The 18,096-nt window shown below is 76.7% G+C and carries 13 protein-coding genes; all 13 read left to right on the forward strand.

Annotated elements, in window-relative coordinates:
• Position 1 precedes the first annotated feature (1 nt).
• The 13 genes from ACIQUT_RS02220 (at position 2) to ACIQUT_RS02280 (ending at position 18,081) form a co-directional block, all read left to right on the forward strand.
• A complete protein-coding gene (locus ACIQUT_RS02220) occupies positions 2 to 1,870 on the forward strand; it encodes a phage tail sheath family protein (RefSeq protein WP_403558276.1) in 1,869 nt (622 codons plus the stop codon).
• Between the two features lie 45 nt (positions 1,871 to 1,915).
• Positions 1,916 to 2,371 (forward strand): phage tail protein, encoded by a 456-nt coding sequence (locus ACIQUT_RS02225; protein ID WP_403558278.1) that lies wholly within the window; start codon positions 1,916 to 1,918, stop codon positions 2,369 to 2,371.
• On the forward strand, positions 2,368 to 4,386 hold the full coding sequence (locus tag ACIQUT_RS02230; RefSeq protein ID WP_403558280.1) for a phage tail sheath subtilisin-like domain-containing protein: 2,019 nt from the start codon (positions 2,368 to 2,370) through the stop codon (positions 4,384 to 4,386). The genes ACIQUT_RS02225 and ACIQUT_RS02230 overlap by 4 nt, the downstream gene beginning before the upstream one ends.
• 7 nt (positions 4,387 to 4,393) lie before the next feature.
• Positions 4,394 to 5,008 carry a phage tail protein gene (locus ACIQUT_RS02235; protein WP_403558282.1) on the forward strand — a complete coding sequence of 205 codons (615 nt, stop codon included), beginning with the start codon at positions 4,394 to 4,396 and terminating at the stop codon, positions 5,006 to 5,008.
• Positions 5,005 to 6,456 carry a hypothetical protein gene (locus ACIQUT_RS02240; protein WP_403558283.1) on the forward strand — a complete coding sequence of 484 codons (1,452 nt, stop codon included), beginning with the start codon at positions 5,005 to 5,007 and terminating at the stop codon, positions 6,454 to 6,456. Before ACIQUT_RS02235 ends, ACIQUT_RS02240 begins: the two co-directional genes overlap by 4 nt.
• Positions 6,453 to 6,641 (forward strand): hypothetical protein, encoded by a 189-nt coding sequence (locus ACIQUT_RS02245; protein ID WP_403558285.1) that lies wholly within the window; start codon positions 6,453 to 6,455, stop codon positions 6,639 to 6,641. The genes ACIQUT_RS02240 and ACIQUT_RS02245 overlap by 4 nt, the downstream gene beginning before the upstream one ends.
• Positions 6,634 to 7,731: a phage late control D family protein gene (locus ACIQUT_RS02250; protein WP_403558287.1), complete on the forward strand. Its 1,098-nt coding sequence runs from the start codon at positions 6,634 to 6,636 to the stop codon at positions 7,729 to 7,731. The genes ACIQUT_RS02245 and ACIQUT_RS02250 overlap by 8 nt, the downstream gene beginning before the upstream one ends.
• Entirely contained in the window at positions 7,731 to 8,396 is a 666-nt protein-coding gene (locus tag ACIQUT_RS02255; protein WP_403558289.1) for a phage baseplate assembly protein V, read from the forward strand. Before ACIQUT_RS02250 ends, ACIQUT_RS02255 begins: the two co-directional genes overlap by 1 nt.
• Positions 8,393 to 10,087 (forward strand): hypothetical protein, encoded by a 1,695-nt coding sequence (locus ACIQUT_RS02260; RefSeq protein ID WP_403558291.1) that lies wholly within the window; start codon positions 8,393 to 8,395, stop codon positions 10,085 to 10,087. The genes ACIQUT_RS02255 and ACIQUT_RS02260 overlap by 4 nt, the downstream gene beginning before the upstream one ends.
• Positions 10,084 to 13,020: a hypothetical protein gene (locus ACIQUT_RS02265; protein WP_403558292.1), complete on the forward strand. Its 2,937-nt coding sequence runs from the start codon at positions 10,084 to 10,086 to the stop codon at positions 13,018 to 13,020. The genes ACIQUT_RS02260 and ACIQUT_RS02265 overlap by 4 nt, the downstream gene beginning before the upstream one ends.
• Positions 13,021 to 13,084: 64 nt before the next feature.
• Positions 13,085 to 13,600, forward strand: coding sequence for a GPW/gp25 family protein (locus tag ACIQUT_RS02270; RefSeq protein ID WP_403558294.1), 516 nt, complete (start codon positions 13,085 to 13,087; stop codon positions 13,598 to 13,600).
• Between the two features lie 18 nt (positions 13,601 to 13,618).
• Positions 13,619 to 15,796 carry a putative baseplate assembly protein gene (locus tag ACIQUT_RS02275; RefSeq protein WP_403558296.1) on the forward strand — a complete coding sequence of 726 codons (2,178 nt, stop codon included), beginning with the start codon at positions 13,619 to 13,621 and terminating at the stop codon, positions 15,794 to 15,796.
• Complete coding sequence (locus ACIQUT_RS02280; RefSeq protein WP_403558298.1) at positions 15,796 to 18,081, forward strand: phage tail protein; 2,286 nt, start codon at positions 15,796 to 15,798, stop codon at positions 18,079 to 18,081. The genes ACIQUT_RS02275 and ACIQUT_RS02280 overlap by 1 nt, the downstream gene beginning before the upstream one ends.
• Positions 18,082 to 18,096 lie beyond the last annotated feature (15 nt).

Below are 18,096 nucleotides of genomic sequence, written 5' to 3' on the forward strand. Positions count from 1 at the left end.
GATGCCCGAGTACCTGACCCCCGGCGTGTACGTCGAGGAGACCAGCTTCCGATCCCGCTCCATCGAGGGCGTGCCGACCAGCACCTTCGGCATGGCCGGGCGGACCGAGTACGGGCCCGTGCCCTACGCCCTGCCCGGCGGCCCGACCGTGCTCCCCGGGCCGGTCCTCGTCACCGGCTTCACCGAGTACGAACGGGCCTTCGGCGGCCTGCGGATCGGCGACGAGGACTGCCCGCTCGCCCTCGCCGCCCGCGCGTTCTTCGCCAACGGCGGCCGCCGCCTCTACGTCTCCCGGGTCTTCCGCTTCCCCCGCACCGCCGCCGGCGCCATCGACGTCCCCCGCGCCTTCGCCTCCCTCGCCCTGCCCGCGCAGGGCACCCCGCTGCTGCGCTGGCGGGCCCGCTGGCCCGGCTCCGCGGGCGCCCGGACCGGCGTCGCGGTGACCTTCCGGCGCGGCAAGAACATCCTCGTCGCCGGCCCCGGGGGAACACCCCGCCTCACCGGGGTCCAGGAGGGCGCCGCCGTGGAGGTCGTACCGCTGGACGGCGGGCAGCCGCCGGCCATCGCCGACACGGTCCCGCCGACGCCCGGGAACGTCCGGGTCGTCGCCCGCCGTGCCGACGGCGTCCTCGGCTACCGGGACGACCGGACCGGCGGCTTCGAGGCCGTCACGGCCGGGTTCGCCGCCTTCCACCTGACGCTCGCCGTCACCGTACGCCTCGACGACCGCGTCGACGTGTACAACGAACTGGAACTCGACGACCGGCACCCGCGCTCGGTCGGCAACGTCCTGCAGGCGGCCGATCCGGCCGACGAGTTCTCCCTCGTCTGGCTGGAGACCGTACCGCCCGCGACGGGGGCGCCCCCGGTCACCCCCGGCGCGCGGCTCGCCGCCCTGCTCCTGCCCGGGCAGGGCGGCCTCCACCTCACCGACGGCGGCGACGGCGACCGGCTCGGCTCCGGGGACCTCGCCGGCCGGGAAGCCGACCCCGACAACCTCGCCAACCCCGCCCTCGGACTCGGCGCGCTCGCCGAGATCGACGACATCGCCATCGTCGGCACCCCCGACACCGTCACCCTCGCCCCGGCCGACCAGAAGACCGCCGTCGACCACCTGATCGGCCACTGCGAGAGGCTCCGCTACCGGATCGCCGTCGTCGACCCGCCCCGCGACAGCTCGCTCTCCGAAGTCCGCAGGTTCCGCGCCCAGTTCGACAGCAAGTACGCCGCCCTCTACTACCCGTGGGTCAGGATCACCGACCCGACCCGGCGCCCCGACCCCGGCGCCCCCGCCCCCCTCCTGGACGTCCCGCCGTCCGGGTACGTCGCCGGCATCTACGCCCGCAGCGACACCGAGCGCGGCGTGCACAAGGCCCCCGCCAACGAAGTCCTCCTCGGCGTCGACGACTTCACGGTCAACGTCACCTACGACCGGCAGTCCGTCCTCAACCCCGAGGGCATCAACGCCCTCCGCTTCTTCGAGGGCCGCGCCCGCCGCGTGTGGGGCGCCCGCACGATGAGCTCCGACCCCGAGTGGAAATACGTCAACGTCCGCAGGCTCTTCATCTACCTGGAGCACTCCATCGAGAAGTCCACCCAGTGGGCGGTCTTCGAACCGAACAACGAACGCCTGTGGGCGTCGGTCCGGCAGACCGTCGAGGACTTCCTGTTCGCCACCTGGCGGACCGGAGCCCTGCTCGGCACCAAGCCCGAGGAGGCCTTCTTCGTCCGCTGCGACCGCACCACCATGACCCAGAACGACCTCGACAACGGGCGGCTGATCTGCCTGGTCGGCGTGGCCCCCACCTACCCGGCCGAGTTCGTCGTGTTCCGCATCGGACAGTTCACCGCCGACGCCCGGCGCAGCTGACCCCCGCCGCGCCCCGCCCGCTCCAGAACGGGAGACACACCGCCCATGGCCACCCGCAACAACCCGTACGGCGCCTTCAACTTCCTCGTCAAACTCGGCGACACCGGCGGCGAGGACCAGATCGCCGGCGGCTTCTCCGACTTCAGCGGAGCCGGCAACGAGGTCAAGTTCTCCGAGTACCGCAACGGCAACGACCCCGAGAACCACGTCCGCAAGATCGCCAACACCAACACGACGAACGACGTCACCCTCAAGCGGGGCATCATCGGTGACCTGCGCCTCTTCAACTGGATCAAGGCGGTCCGCGAAGGCGCGTACGACGCCCGCACCGTCACCGTCACCCTCCACGACGAGGGCCGCACCCCGGTCTGCGCCTGGGTGCTGCACGCCGCCCAGCCGAAGAAGTGGGTCGGGCCCACCCTCACCGGCAAGGGCGGCGGGGAGGTCGCGATGGAGGAACTGCACCTCGTCGCCGAACGCATCGACTTCCAGTCATTGTGACCGGGCCCGGACTGCGCCTCGGGGCGCCCGGCGTGTACCGCGACGCCCGGCCCGCGCCGCCCGCCGGAGCGCCGGTCCGGCTCGACGTCGCGGGCTTCGTCGGCGTGGCCCCGCGCGGGCCGGTCGACGAACCGGTGCCCGTCGACCGCTGGTCCGACTACGTGCGCCGGTTCGGCGGGTTCGAAGGCCCCGGGCTGCTGCCGTACGCCGTCCGGGCCTTCTTCGCCCAGGGCGGGGCCCGGGCGTACGTACTGCGGGTCGCGCCGCTGCCGCGCGCCCCGCACCCCGCCGCGCTGGACGCCTGCGCCCTGCACCGGGCCGTGCTCGTGCGCGCGGACGGGCCCGCGGGCTCCGGCCCGGGCGGGACGCCGTACGGGATCGGGCTGCGCGCCCGCGACGAGGGCGGCTGGGGCGGGCGGCTGTCCGTGCGCTGGGACTTCACCGCCTCCGACCGGTTCGAGGCCGCGGCCGACGGGCGGGAGCTGGCCCTGCCGCCCGGGCGCACCCCGCCCGCCGGATCGGTGCTGCGGGTCCGCGGGCCCGGGCTGCCGGCCGCCGGGGCGTTCTTCCGCATCCTCGGACTCGCCGAGCGGAGGAACGGCTTCGGCCCGCCGACCGTGGTCGCCCTGCTCGACCGGGCCCCGGCACAGGGGGCGGGCCCGGGCTCCGGGCGCGGCGGGGCACGGGCGGCGGCCGTCGAGGCCGAGGTCGTCACCGCCGGGGTGACCGTCGCCGACGGCGACCCCGCCCACCCCCGCCGCGAGCGGTTCGCCGGGCTCGGGCTGAGCCGCGGGCACCCCCGGTACGCCGCCGCCGTACTCGCCGCCGAATCCCTGCTCGTCACCCCCGACGGGGAGTGGCCCGACGCCCTGCTCCCGCCCGACACCTTCCTCACCTCCGCCCTCTCCCGGCCCGTCCGCCCCGGCGCGGACCGGTACGCCGCCATCGGCGCCGACAGCTTCCACGGCCCGCTCCCCGTCGAGCTGCTCCCCGGCACCGCGGCCGACCACGACAGCGAAGGCGGAGGTACCGCCGCCGTCGGACTGGACCGGATGGCGCTCGTCCCCGGGATCGGGCTGCTGTCCGCCCCCGACCTGCTGTGGCAGTACGGCGAGAACGCCCCCGCCACCGAGACGCCGCCCCGCCCCGTCGGCGGCCGCTTCGCACCCTGCCCGCCGCCCGCCGTCCCCCTCACCCTGGCCCCGGCCCGCCCGCGCCCCCTGCTGCTGGACCCGACCGCCGAACTGCCGGAGATCCTGCGCCGCCAGCAGCGGCTCGTCGCCCTCGCCGAGCACGGACGCCGCTTCGTCGCCCTCCTCGACGCACCGCCCGGGCTGCCGGTCCGCGCCGTCGCCCGCTGGCGCGCCGCCTTCGACAGCACGTACGCGGCCGCCTACCACCCCTGGCTCGGCGTCGTGGACCCCGACGACCCGGACCGCCGCGCCGTCCCCGTACCCCCCTCCGGCTTCGCGGCCGGCATCATCGCCGAACGCGAGCGCCGCCTCGGGCTGCCCTGGGGTCCCGCCAACGCCCTGGCCGCCGGAGCCGTCACCGCCGCCCAGCCGCTCGGCGACGCCGACTGCGACGAACTCCACCTGCTCGGCATCGACGTGTTCCGCGCCGAACGCGACGGCTTCCGCCTCGCCTCGGCCCGCACCCTCTCCCGCGACCCCGACTACCGCCAGCTGAGCGTGCGCCGGCTGATGACCGCGCTCCGGCTCACCCTGGACCGGCAGGCGCAGGTCCTGGCGTTCGAACCGCACACGCCGCGGCTGCGCGACGAACTGCGCGGCTCCGTCGTACAACTGCTGCGCGGCCTGTACCGGGACGGGGCCTTCGCCGGCGACACCGAGGACGAGTCCTTCTTCGTACGCTGCGACGAGCGCCTCAACCCCGCCTGGTCGCAGGGGCTCGGCCGGCTCGTCGCCGAGATCGGCGTGGCCCCCGCGCAGCCCCTCGAATACCTCGTCCTGCGGATCGCGCAGGACGCCGACGGCTCCGTTGACGTGAGGTGAGACCGCCGTGCCCGAGCACCCGCCCGAACTCGTCCAGACCTTCCGGTTCCGGATCCGCATCGTCCGCAGCACCGCGCCCGGGCGCACCGCACTGCCGCCGCCCCGCCTCTCCGGCGCCCTCTCCGGCGCCGGGCCCGGGCCCGGTCCCGGCCGCGGCCGTACGGCACCGGCGGCCTCCGGCCCCGGCGGGCCGGGCCGCGTCCCCGACCGGCTGGGCGACGGCGGGTTCCAGGAGTGCTCCGGCCTGGGCCTGGAGGCCGACCTGCGGGAGTACGCGGAGGGCGGCGCCAACGACGCGGTGGTGCGCCGCGTGGGCCGGGTCCGGCTCCAGCCGCTCGTCCTGCGGCGCGGCATGCTCGCCGCCACCGACGGCGGGAGCGCCGACACCGCCCTGTGGGACTGGCTGCACGGCATGGTCGCCGGCGGCGGCCCGGTGCCCCGCTACGACGGCGACGTGGAGGTGCTCGACACCACGGGCGGGCGGACGCTGGCGCGCTGGACGTTCACCCGCGGCCTGCCCCTGAAGATCACCGGGCCGGCGCTCAACGCGAGGACGGGGGAGATCGCCGTGGAGGAACTGCACATCGCCCACGAGGGCCTGCGCCTGGAGCGCACCCCGTGACGGCCACCGCCCACGCCACCCTGACCCCCCTGAAGGTGACCGGCGAGCAGGGCCCGCAGCGCACGCCCCGGGTCGACGAGGCCGGCAGCCCCCTCGAAGTGCAGTTCAACCCCACCACCCTGCGGATCTCCCGCAACAACAACGTGGACCGCGGCGGGGCGACCACCCGCACCCAGAAGGCGCAGCACCCCGCCCAGGAGGGCTCCACCCTCACCTTCGACCTGGAATTCGACACCGCCGAGCAGGGCGGCGCCGGCGGGTACGTCGACGTACGCCAGTGGACCGCCCTCGTACGGCAGTTCGTCGAGCCGCCGGCGGCGAGCCCGGCCGACGCGCCGCCGCCCGTCCGCTTCGTGTGGGGGACGCTCCGCTACGACGGCATCGTCACCCAGGTCAACGAGGAGCTCGACCACTTCGCCCCCGACGGGACCCCGCTGCGCGCCAAGGTCGCACTGACCATCGTCGAGCAGAACTTCGCCTACCAGGCGAACGCCAAGGGCCCCGGCGCCCGCGACGCAGGGGCCGCCACCGAGGCCGGAGACCAGGGGGCCGGCGCCGTGCCCGGCACCGCCGGGACCAGCCGGCCCCGGCAGGTGGTCCAGGCCCACGGCGGGGAGTCCGCCCAGCAGCTGATGTCCCGGGTCGGACTCGACCCGGCGGCCTGGCGCGGGGCGATGAGCGGACTCGACAGCCCGCTCGGCCTGGCGGCCGGAGCCGGCGTGGTCCTCGGCGCGGAGGCCGAGGCGGGCCTGGCCGCCTCCGCGGGCATCAGCCTGTCGGCGGGGTACGCCGGGGGAGCGGCGGCGACCTCCACCGCGGGCCTGGCCGCCGCCCTCGGCATCACGGCCGGCGCCGCATCCGGCGCGGCGGCGGGAGGCGCACCGGCCGGCGCCGCCCCGGGGGGCCCGGCCGCGCAGGGCGGCCTGCGCGTCCCCGGCGGCGGCCCCGGCGCACCGGGCGGCCCCGCCGACGCGCCCCCGGGCGGCCCGGACACGGCGGCGCGGGCGGGCTTCGTCCTCAGCGCGGGCGGCGGCATCGCCGCGGCCGCGCAGGCGGTGACCGCCGCCGCGGCCGGCCTCGCCACCGCACGCGCCCGCAGCTCCTTCGAGGTCCCCGCCGCCGGCCCCGTGCCGCGGCCCGGAGGCCCCCCGCGGTACGGCCCCGACCGCCCCGACGGCCCCGACCCGCGTTCCACCACGTACGGCCGAGGCATACCCCTGCGCGCCCGCGCCGACCCCGGAACCCTCGCCGAGGTCCGGGCCGGCGGCGGCCGCAGCCTCGCCGACCGGGCCCGCCGCGAGGAGGTCCCCGCCCCCGACCCCGGGGCCGCGCCCTGGGAGCGGCTCCCGCCCGACCCGCCCGGCCGGGCCGCCGCCGACTGCGAGCAACGCGGCCGTGACGCGGGCCCCACCACCCTGGGATGGACACCGCGAGGAGGTCCGCCATGAGCCTGTACATCGGAGAGCTGCACACCGAAGTGGTGCCCGCGGGCAGCGGCGGCCCGCCCGTCACCGCCCGCGGCGAGGGCCCCGCCTCCGGCGGCCGCTGGGCCGCCGCCGAACGCCACCGGGAGGCCGTCGAACGGGCCGCCTGGCTCGCCGCCCGCACCACGGCGGAGGGCTTCGATGACTGATGCCGCGGTCGCCGCCGTCGCCGCCGTCTCGCCCGTCTTCGAGGTCGGCGGCAGCCTCGTCAGGGCCCTCGCCCGGGACTGCGTACGCCTGGAGGTCGCGGAGGGCACGGAGGGGCTGCGCACCCTGCGCGCCTGCTTCCTCGCCGTCGGCCCCGGCGCGACGGGCCCGCAGGACCGGCTGCTGCACCTCGACGGGTCCACCGTCGGCCTCGGCAGCACCCTCAAGGCCGCCCTCGGCCCGCCGTCGGCCCAGCGGTACGTCTTCGAGGGCGTCGTCTCGGCCGTGGAACTCGTCCTCGGCGACGGCGAGCCTCCGCTGGTCCTCGTCCATGCCGAGGACGCGCTGATGCGGCTGCGGATGACCCGCCGCCTGCGCACGTACCGCGACACCACCGACGCCGGCATCGCCCGCGAGGTGGCCCGCGCGCACGGCCTCGACGCCGACGCGGACGTCCCCGGCCCCCGCTACGACGTCGTCCAGCAGCTCAACCAGAGCGACCTGGCCTTCCTGCGCGAGCGGGCCCGCCTCGTCCAGGCCGAGCTGTGGGCGACCGGCACCACCGTGCACTTCCGGCCCCGCGGCAGCCGCACCGCCCCCGTCCAGACCCTCGTCTACGGCAACCAGCTGACGGCGGTGCGGCTCGCCGCCGACCTGGCGCACCAGCGCAGCGAGGTCGTCGTCACCGGCTACGACGCCGAACGCCGCGAACCCATCGACGAACGGGCCGGCCCCGAGGTCGTCGAGGCCGAGACGGCCGGCGGCGGCCGCACCGGGGCACGGCTGCTGGCCCGCGCGCTGGGGCCCGCCACCAGCCTGCGGGTCCGGGAGGCGGCCCTGACCACCGAGGAGGCCGAGAGCTGGGCCCGCGCCGAAATGCTGCGCCGCGGCCGCCGGTTCGTCACCGTCGCCGGCACCACCAACGGCAGCCCCGACCTCGTCGTCGGCGGCCGGATCGCCCTCCGCTCCGTCGGCGGGCCCTTCGAGGGGGACGGCTACCACGTCACCCGGGTCCGGCACACCTTCGACCCCGACCGGGGCTTCCGCACCCGCTTCGACGCCGAACGCCCGTCCCTGAACGAGGTGCCGTGATGTCCCTGCCCGCCCCCGTGGACGGAGCCGCCCCCGGCTACTTCGGCGTCTACCCGGCCCTCGTCACCGACATCGTCGACGAGAAACGGCTCGGCCGCATCGAGGTCCGCTTCCCCTGGCTCGGCCGGGACGGGGACCGCGACGTGCGCGCCTGGGCCACGCTCTGCTCCCCGTACGCCGACGACCGGCAGGGCCTGCTCGCCCTGCCCGAGGTGGGCAGCCAGGTCGTGGTCGCCTTCGAGGCCGGCAACCCGCGCCGCCCGTACGTCCTCGGCGCCGCCTGGAACGGCCGTACCGCCCTGCCGCACGAACCCGAACCGGCCAACAACACCCGCCAGTTCAGGTCCCGGGCCGGCAGCAGCCTGGAGTTCGACGACACGGCGGGCGCGGCCCGGGTGCGGATCACCATGGCCTCCGGCCACGAGGTCGTCCTCGACGACGCCGCCCGGCAGGTCGTGATCCGGCACAGCGGCGGCTGCACCGTCCGCCTCACCCCCACCGCGGTCCAGGTCGAGGCCAACGCCTCCGTCGACGTCAAGGCGCCCACCGTCACCGTGAACGCCCCGCTGACCACCTTCACCGGACTCGTGAAGTGCGCGACCCTGGTCACCGACCAGATGGTGATCTCCCCGGCCTACACGCCCGGCGCCGGGAACATCTGGTGAGCGCGGACACCGCCGCCGGGCACGGCTTCAAGCTCCTCGCCCCCTGGTACGTGTGCGAGCGCGGCCGGTTCGACCGCTTCGCCCCCGCCGCCCGCACCCCCGCCCTGCAGAAGTACGCCTCGCCCGAGTTCGTCCGCGCCCTCGTCGCCGACCCGAGGGACTCGCTGCGCTTCGACGCCGCCGAGGACGTGTGGTCCTGCCCCGTGCCCGTCCGCTCCGAGGACCGCGGCCCCGGGCGCGCCCGCTTCGCCACGCACCGGCTGTACCGCACCGGGCTGCGCAAGCTGTACCAGCCCGGCCACGAGCGCTTCTACGCCGTCGTGGTCGAGCTTTTCTGCGACGGGCCCGGGTGGCCCCGCCCGCAGTCCGCCGAAGGGCTGGAGGTGGGGTTCGTGATGCGGCGCCGGCAGGTGGAGATGTCCGCCCCGCCGCAGGTGCTGCGCCGGCTCGCACACCGGCTGACCGCCGGACTGGCCGCCGCAGAGGACACGGCCGAGGCCGCCGCCGGGGACACGGCCGGAACGCCGGGCAGCCCGCCGGCCGGTACGCCGGGCAGTGCGCCGACCGGTGCGCCGGACAGCCCGTCGGACGCTGCGCCGGGCAGTGCGCCAGACAGCCCGTCGGACGGTGCGCCGACCGGGCCCGCCCCGTATGCCTCGGAGGTGCGGGACATCCTGTGGGCCGACCTCGCGCACCGGGCGGCCTTCGAGGACGCCAACCGCGCGCTGATCGACCAGATCGGCCTGGAGACGGAGATCCAGGCCTGGATGGAGGGCCCGGCCGGCGGCACGTGGCGCAAGGCCGGCGCCCCGCCGCCCCCGGGCCGCCCCCCGGACCGGGAACAGGAACTGCCGATGTGGCGGCTGCCGCCCCGCTCGGGCGACTGCCCGCGGGGCGGCCCGCAACCGCCCGAGCGCTCCCTGTGGTTCGGGGTCGTGCCGACCTGCTCCGGAGACCACGACGGCCGGGGCGCCCCCAAACTCGACGACCAGTCCGTCTACGAGCTGGTCTGCTTCGTCCGCCGGACCCCCGCCCCGGGACACGAGCACTGCCCGCCGCAGATCTCCTGGAGCGAGCCCACCGAACCGTTCCGGCTCGCCCCGTTCTACGACCCCGAGGGCACCAAGAACCGCCGCACCTCCATCACCCTGCCCGACCTGCGCGCCCTGGCCGCCCGGGCCGGCGCACCACCCGGCCCCGGCGGGGTCGCCGTCACCAGCCCGCCCGGATCCCAGCTCTCCTTCGACCCCGGCGGCGGCACCCCGAGCGGCGGCTCGGTCAACGGCCTGACCCCCCGGATCTGCACCTTCGCCCTCGAACTCTTCATGATTGTGGCGTTCTTCCTGTTCAGCATGTTCCTGCCGATCGTGGTGTTCCTGTTCCAGCTGTGGTGGCTGCTCGCCCTGCGGTTCTGCCTGCCGCCCTCCGCCACGGCCATCGCCACCCTCAAGGCCCACTTCGACGCCGGACTGACACTGCGCGACATGGGCGCCGCCGAACGGGACGCCCTCGACGGACTCCTCGGCGCCCGCGGCGCCACGGCCCGGCTCCAGGCGGGCGAGGGCGGCTTCCGCGACGAGGACGGCAAGGACCTCTTCGAGACCGTGATCCCGCCCGACCCGCCCCCCGTACCCGTACGCCCCGAACCGGAGCCGCCGGTCCGCGACCCCCTGTGCGGGAGCGGGGGATGAGCGGCCGGGCGGCCCCCGTACCGGCCCCGATACCGTCCCCCGCACCGGCAGCACCAGCACCCGCCCCGCGGCCCCCGGCGCAGCGCGCCCCCGCGCCCGTCCCGGCCCCCGCGGCCGTTCCCGTACCGGCTCCGGCTGCCGCGGCCACCCGGACCGCCGCCGGCCCCGGCCCGGCCGCGGCTGCTGCGCCCGGCGCACCCGCCGCGCCCGGCCGGGCCGCACCGCCCGCCCGGCTCGCGGACGAGCTCGCCCGCGCCCTGCCCGTTCCCGCCCCCGACATGCCCAAGGAGGAGCTGGCCCTGGAGGGCGGCGCCCCGCTCACCCCGCCGCCCGCCGTCGCCGCGTACCTGGAGCGCAAGGGCCCCGCGGGCGGGCCGGTCCGCGTCCGCCTCGGCCACACCGCCGCCGGCATCCTGCACCTCCGCGCCACCGACCGGGGCCCGGCCACGGCCGCGGGCGGCGCGTTCCAGCCGGTCCCGCTGCGGCTCCCGTTCCTGCTGCCGCTGCGGAACGCCGGCATCGAGCCGGTCCTCGCCGTCCGCGTCCACGACGGCGTCCTCCAGGGACACGCCTCGGTGGTGGTGCAGGGCACCCTCGCCGGCAGCCCCCGCGCCCTCCTCGACCGGATCGAGACCTGCGCCCGGACCCTGGGCTGGCTCGGCGTCAGCGGCCTGAAACTCCCCGGCGCCGAGAACGAACTCCGCGGCCCGACCCTGGTCGTACAGGCCACCGGCATGAGCTTCACCCTCGGCGGCTTCCTCACCGCCTCCGGCGGCTTCGGCATCGCCGGCGACACTGTCACCTTCGACGCGGTCGCCCGCGGCACGGTCTCCGGCCTCGGCTCGGTCGAGGTCCCGGTGGTCCGCGGCGCGGACGGCGCGCTGTCCGGCAGCGCGGCCGTGGACGTGGCCCTGCGCGGCTTCACCGGTCAGGTGACGGCCGCGTACGCGGGCGGGGCGGTCGACGTCCGGGGCACCGTCGGCTACCGCAACGACCGGTTCGACGGCCAGGTGACCTTCGTCGCCACCGACCCGGCGACCGCCCGGGAACTGACGGACAGCCGGCTCGCCGAGCAGGTGAAGACCGCCAAGGCGGTCACGGGCGAGCCGTCCCCCGCGCAGGCGGCCGCCGCCGGCGCCCCCGACGGGGCCGCCGGGCCGCGCCCGGGCCCCCGCGTGCTCGCCGGCTGGGGCACGGTCACCGTCCGGCTGGCCGACTGGCTGGGCGGCGAGGCCCTCGTCGTCATCGACCACCGCGGGGACGTGACCGTCGTCGGCAAGATCGTGCCGCGGATGGACAAACCGCTCTTCGAGCAGAAGGACCACGTCAAGCAGCTCGCCCGGTTCGAGGTCCGCACCCTCTACGGCATCCCCCTCGTCGGCAACGTCTTCCTCTTCGCCGGCATCGGCCTGGAGGCTGTCGCCAAGATCGGGCCCGCGACCCTCGACCGCATGGAGCTCACCGGCACCTGGTCCACCAAACCCGAGGTCCTCAAGGACTTCGGCCTGACCGGCACCCTCAACGTCTCCGCCTTCGCAGGACTGCGCCTGAAGGCCGAGGGCGGCGCCGGCCTGCAGCTCCTCGGCCACGACATCAAGGCGGGCGTCGCCCTGCACGCCCTCGCGGGCGTCCGCGGCTATGTGGAGGCCACACCCCGGATCGGATTCCGCGAGGTCGCCGACCCCAAGGCCGGCAAACGCGGCGAGTTCTTCCTCGCCGGGCACATGGAGATCGCCGCCCAGCCGTTCCTCGCGCTTGGCGGGGACCTCTTCGTCGAACTCGACAGCCCCTGGTGGTCGCCCGCCCCGGACAAGCGGTGGGACTGGCCGGTTGGCCGGCTGGAATACCCGCTGCCCGGGGAGTTCGGCATCGGGGCCGACGTGGAGCACGTCCTCGGCTCCGGGAAGGTCCCCGAAGTCGCCTTCGGCGAAGTCAAGTTCAACCCCGACAAGTTCATGACCGACCTGATCAACGACAAGGTCCCGGCGAAGTCGGCCGCGGACGAGCAGAAGAAGGGCGCCTGGAAGGAGCCCGGCGCCCCGGCAGGCGCCCCGGGAGCCGCCACGGCCCCGGGCGCCCCGTCCGCCGCCCCCGCCAAGGCGCCCGCGGCCCCCTCCCGGCCGACCGCCCGCACGGCTCCGGCCGCGGGCCCCGCCCCGGCTCCGGCCGCGGCCCGCAAAGACCCCGCGGACGTCCCCTCCCCGGCCAAGCAGACCCGCTGGCTCTCGGGCCTCCAGGCCCTGGGGCGGATCGCGGAGAAGTCGCACGCCCACCCGTACGAGGAGGCCGACCTGCGCGCCGAACTCGCCGGGGTCCGCAGGACGTACGGGTTCCGCGTGCTGGAGCCGGAGCTGCACGAGGGAAAGTGGCACGTCACGGCGGCCATGAGCCCGAAGGCACAGAAACTTCCGCTCATCGACGCCGCCGCCAAGGGTGCCTCGAAGGGCTCCTCGAAGGACGCGGCGAAGGGCACCGGGAAGGGTCCGCAGGAGGAGGGCGGCACGATCCGCGTCGACCGCCGTGACCCGGCCGAGCTGCCCGCCTTCCGGGGCGGCCGCTACGACGAACTGAAGAAGCCGGACGGGCTCAACCACCCCGGCACTGAGATCAACCACATCCCCCCGCACAGCGTCACCAAGCAGGTCAGCACCCTCTCGTACGGCCGAGGCCCGGCCATCCAGATGGACCGGCAGGACCACCGGGGCCGCAAGAACCCCGACGGCAACTGGAGTTCCCACCCGCGTGCGCTGAGCACGGGCAGCTGGACCGAGTCCAAGGAGCACCGCGCCCGGCAGCTGGCGCTGATGGAAGCCGAACGGTTCAAGCAGGCCGTCAAGCTGGACATCAAGGACATCAAGTCCAAGTTCGGCGCCAAGTACGACGGCGCCCTCAACGAGATGAAGCCCGCCCTGCGCGAGGAGGGCTGGTGGTGACCCAATGGCGGCCCGTGGCGGCGGGGGAGACGGCGCGGTGACGCCCGCCGCGCAGCATGGAGCCATGGCAGCATCTGACGCCCTGACATACGCCCCCGGCGGCGGCCCGCTCCCCGCGGCCGGGCCCGCGGGCGAGGCCTGGTCCGGAACCGGGATCCGGTTCCCGCTGCGGCCGCAGGGCGGCGACGGCGGCCCGGGCGGCCCGGACGGCCCCGGCGGCGGTTCCGGCAGCGGTGGTCCCGGCAGCGGTGGCGGCCGGCTCGGCTGGGTCGCGGGCAGCGCCGCGATCCGCCAGTCCGTGGAGACCATCCTCGACACCGAGCCCGGCGAACGCGTCATGCGCCCCACCTTCGGCTGCGGACTGCGCCGCCACCTCATGGCCCCCAACACCCCCGCCACCCGCGCCGCGATCGCCGCCGAGATCGGCGAGGCCCTCACCGCCTGGGAGCCCCGCATCCAGGTCACCGAGGTCTCCGTGACCCCGGGGGAGGAACCGACCCTGGTGTGGATCGACATCGCCTACGTACGGCTCCTCGACCTGCGCCCGGACAACCTCGTCTACCCCTTCTACCTGCGATAGAGGCCGGGTGACGACGGAATGCCGCTGATCGGCCCCATCCTCGACGACCGCACCTTCGAACAGCTCCGCGACGAGCTGGTCAAACGGATCCCCGTCTACGCCCCCGAGTGGACCGACCACAACGCCGGCGACCCCGGCATCGCCCTCCTCGAACTCTTCGCCCACCTCGGTGAGTCACTGCTCTTCCGCTTCAACCAGATCCCCGACGCCACCAAGGTCGCCTTCCTCCGGCTGCTCGGCGTACGCCCCCGCCCCGCGCTCACCGCCCGCACCCTCCTCACCCTGCGCACCGAGCGCCCCGAAGGGATCCAGGTGCTGCGCGGCACCGAGGCCCGGGCCGGCGCCGTCCCCTTCGAAACCGACAACGAGACCGTCGCCTGGCCCCTGGACACCCTCGCCGCCGGCAAGACCCCCGTCGCCCCCGCCCCGCCCGGCAGCGGGGAGAGCCGCCGCCGGGACAACGCCGTCCAGGCCCTCCCCCAGGCCGACCGGGACCGCGTCGCCGCCGGCGCGCCCGTCGCCTTCTACACCACCACCGAGGTCCCCGCCGACCCGCTCGACCCCGACCGGCCGCCCCTCGACGTCAGCACCACCCTCGACCAGAGCCTGTGGATCGCCCTCCTCGCCCGCCCCACCACCGACCCCGCCCGGCTGCGCGGCCAGACCGTCTTCCTCGGCGTCGTCCCCGACGAGGAACTCCGCCGCCCCTACGACCTCGTGGCCCGGGATCCCGCCGACCCCACCCGGCTGCGCGCCGGCGACCTGCTGAACGCCCCGCCCGGCTTCCTCTGGGAACTGTGGAACGGGCCCGCCGCCCGCACCCCCTTCACCCCCCTCGCCGTACTCGGCGACACCACCCGCGGCCTCACCACCGCCGGCGTCGTCAGCGTCGCCCTGCCCGCCGCCCTCCCCGCCCACCCCCAGGGCCAGGCCGGGACCGGCGGCCTCGACAGCCCCCCGGTGCTCGACGACGCCCCGACCGCCGCCCGCGTCCTCGGCTGGCTGCGCGTCCGCCGCCCCGCCGGGGAGAACGACGCCATCCACCGCATCCGCTGGGTCGGCGTCAACGCCGTCGGCGCCGTCCAGGCCCGCACCGCCGCCCCCGAACTCCTCGGCACCGGCACCGCCGAGGCCGGACAGGTCCACCGGCTCACCCAGCGCCCCGTCCTCCCCGGCACCGTCCGCCTGGAAGTCGAGGAACCCGACGGCTGGCAGCCCTGGACCGAGGTCGAGGACTTCGCCGCCGACGGCCCCCTCGACCGGCACTACACCCTCGACCCCGACGCCGGACTCGTCCGCTTCGGCACCCGCGGCCGGCTGCCCCGGATCGGCGAACGCATCCGCGTCCTCGGCTACCGGTACGGCGGCGGCTCCGCCGGCAACGTCCCGGCCGGCGCCATCACCGCCCTCACCGGGGTCTCCGGCGTCCAGGCCGGCAACCCGCTCCCCGCCACCGGCGGCGCCGACCCCGCCTCCCTCGCCGACGCCCTCGAAGCCCTGCCCGCCGAAGTGCACCGCCGCGACCGCGCCGTCACCGCCGACGACCACCGCGCCCTCGCCCTCGAAGTCCCCGGCGTACGGCGCGCCGAGGCCCTGCCCCTGCTCCACCCCGACACCCCCGGCCGGCCCGCCGCGGGCGTCGTCAGCGTCCTCGTCTTCCCCACCGAGGACCTCCGCGACCCCGGCGCCCCGCTGCCCGACCTCGCGCTGCTGCGGCAGGTTGCCGCGTACCTCAATCCCAGGCGCCTCGTCACCGCCGAGCTGTACGTCATCCCGCCCACCTACGTGGACATCGCCGTCTCCGTCGGCATCCGGACCCGGGAGGGCTACCAGCCCGACGCCGTCCGCCGCTGGACCGAGCTGATCCTGCGCCAGTACCTCGCCCCGCTGCCACCGTACGGGCCCGACGGCGCGGGCTGGCCGCTCGGCCGGGCCGTGCGGCGCGCCGAGCTGGAGGCCGTCGCCGTCCAGGTGGAGGGGCTGGAGTACCTCGAAGGCGAACTCGCCCTGGCCCGGCGCGGCCCGACCGGCTGGACACCGCTGCCGCTCGTCCCGCTGAACCCGTGGGAGGTGCCGCGGCTCGCCGAGATCACCGTCGTCACCGGCAGCCCGCTGCCCGTCGGCGCCGGCTACGGCACCCCGCCCCCGCCGGCCGGAGACCCCGTCGTCGTACCGCTCCCCCCGGAGGTGTGCTGATGCACGGCGACCGCACCACCGCCCTGATCGCCGACCCGGACCAGTGGGTCCGCTGCCGCCACGAGTCCACCGCCCTCCTCGACGGCGGCGGCATCCAACTCGCCTGGGAACCGGAACCCGAGGCCGCCGCCGGGCCCCGGACCGGGGCCGGGGGCGATCCCGGGGCCGATCCCGGGGCCGATCCCGGGGTCGGGACCGTGGTCGCGGCGGACGGTCCCGCATCCGGCTTCGGGGCCGGCCCCGGCCCCGGCTACGGTCCGGCCGGACCCGGGTACGGCCCCGCCGGGCTCGCGTTCGACCGGTGGGGCCGGGCCTACCGCTCCCACCCCCGCGACGGCCGCGTCGACGTCATCCCGCGCGGCGCCACCGCCCCCGCGCCCGGCCCCGCCCCCCACCGGCCCGGCACCCTCTGCGTCCCCCGCGGCCTCGCCGTCGACGCCGGCCAGCGGCTCCACATCGCCGAATCCGGCGGCGCCGCCGTCCACGTCGTCGACCTGTGGGGCGAACGGCTGCTGCGCCGCGTCCCCGTCCGCACCGCCGCCCACCCGCACCGCCGCCCCCTCGACGTCACCGCCCACTGCGGGGCCGTCGCCGTCCTCGTCACCCGGCCCGCCGGAATCGTCCTCCTCCAAGGCCGCCGCGGCCCCCTGCGCGGCCCCGCCCTGCACCGCCCGCCCGGCGCCGACGGCCTGCGCCCCACCCGGATCGCCGACCACGCCGGACACCTCCACGTCCTGTGGACCGGCCCCGCGGGCCCGGCCGGCGGCGGCCGCGCCGTCATCGCCCGCGCCGACGGCACCCGCCCCCTCACCGTCGACGGCGCCACCGACCTCGACCTCACCCCCGACGGCACCCTCGTCGTCGCCCGCACCCCCGGCCGGCCCTTCCGCCGCTTCCGCCCCGACGGCACCACCGCCTGGGCCGAGCTCGAACCGCTGCGCGCCCCCGACCACGACGGCGGAGCCATCACCGTCGACCCCGACGGCCGCATCGCGTACACCACCGTCGCCGGGATCGCCCGTACCGCCGGAGCCGCCGCCCGGTACACCCCCGCCGGCACCGTGATCTGCTACCGCCTCGACGCCGGCGAGTACCGCACCCGCTGGGGCCGCCTCTTCCTGGACGCCTGCATCCCGCCCGGCACCGACGTCCGGGTCGGCTTCCTCACCGACGACGAGGACACCGTCCCCGACCCCCTGCCCTGGCAGCCGCCCGTCCGCGGACCGCGCGCCGTCCACCGCCCCGACCTCACCCCGCCCCTGCCCTCCCGCGCCGCACACGCCGCCCGGCTCCCCGCCCCGGCCCCCCTGTTCCGGCGGCCCACCGGACGCGAACTGCCCTGGGCGCAGATCGACCCCGACGACGCCTACGAGACGTACGAGGCCCCCGTCCAGGCCCCGCCCGGCCGCTACCTGTGGATCGTGCTCCGGCTCACCGGCACCCTCCGCCTCACCCCCCGCGTCCGCGCCCTGCGCGTCGAACGGCCCGGGCACCGGCTGGCGGCGACCCTGCCGAGGGCCTGGAGCCGGGACGAGGCTGACGCCGCCTTCCTGCACCGCTTCCTCGCCCCCGCCGAGGGAATGCTGCACGAGATGGACTCCCGCGCCGCCCTGCGCACCCTGCTCCTCGACCCCCGGACCACCCCGCAGGAGGCCCTCGGCTGGCTCGCCGGACTGCTCGGCCTGGCCCTGGACCGGCGCTGGCCCGTGGCCGCCCGCCGCGAGCTCATCGCCCGGGCGTACGACCTCTTCCGCATCCGCGGCACCGCCGCCTGCCTGGAACGCATCCTGCGGCTCTACCTGCCCGTCCCCGTCAGCGTGGTGGAGCAGTGGCGGCTCCGCGGACTCGCCGGCGCCGTCCTCGGCACCGCCCCCGGCGGGCCGCCCGCCCCCGCCGTCGGCGGCGCGGCCGCCACCTCCGGGGCGCTCGGCCGGTTCACGGTCGGCGGCACCCGGCCCGGCGAGGACGGCTACACCGCCACCGCGCACCGCTTCAGCGTCCTCATCCCCGCGGCCCTGACCGCCGTCCAACTGGACGTCGTACGCGGCATCGTGGAAGCCCACAAGCCGGCCCACACCCGCGTCGACATCTGCCCCCTCGGCACCGGCATGCGCATCGGCCGCACCCTCCACCTCGGCCTCACCTCGGTCGTCGGCCCCGGTGCCGCCTGGGCCCCGGCGGTCGCCGGCCACATCGCGCTCGGTGCGAACGCCGTCGTCGGCGTCCCCGCCCAGGGCTCCCGCGTCGGCGAAACCACCATCTCCGGGGCGGTGCGCGTCGGATGACCCCGAACCCCTCCT

It is taken from the genome of Streptomyces sp. NPDC090445, from assembly GCF_044769385.1.
GTDB lineage: Bacteria > Actinomycetota > Actinomycetes > Streptomycetales > Streptomycetaceae > Streptomyces.

Coding starts and splice junctions, on each gene's coding strand:
- ACIQUT_RS02220 (WP_403558276.1), top strand. CDS start 2: ATGCCCGAGTACCTGACCCCCGGCGTGTACGTCGAGGAGACCAGCTTC.
- ACIQUT_RS02225 (WP_403558278.1), top strand. CDS start 1,916: ATGGCCACCCGCAACAACCCGTACGGCGCCTTCAACTTCCTCGTCAAA.
- ACIQUT_RS02245 (WP_403558285.1), top strand. CDS start 6,453: ATGAGCCTGTACATCGGAGAGCTGCACACCGAAGTGGTGCCCGCGGGC.
- ACIQUT_RS02250 (WP_403558287.1), top strand. CDS start 6,634: ATGACTGATGCCGCGGTCGCCGCCGTCGCCGCCGTCTCGCCCGTCTTC.
- ACIQUT_RS02255 (WP_403558289.1), top strand. CDS start 7,731: ATGTCCCTGCCCGCCCCCGTGGACGGAGCCGCCCCCGGCTACTTCGGC.
- ACIQUT_RS02265 (WP_403558292.1), top strand. CDS start 10,084: ATGAGCGGCCGGGCGGCCCCCGTACCGGCCCCGATACCGTCCCCCGCA.
- ACIQUT_RS02270 (WP_403558294.1), top strand. CDS start 13,085: ATGGCAGCATCTGACGCCCTGACATACGCCCCCGGCGGCGGCCCGCTC.
- ACIQUT_RS02275 (WP_403558296.1), top strand. CDS start 13,619: ATGCCGCTGATCGGCCCCATCCTCGACGACCGCACCTTCGAACAGCTC.
- ACIQUT_RS02280 (WP_403558298.1), top strand. CDS start 15,796: ATGCACGGCGACCGCACCACCGCCCTGATCGCCGACCCGGACCAGTGG.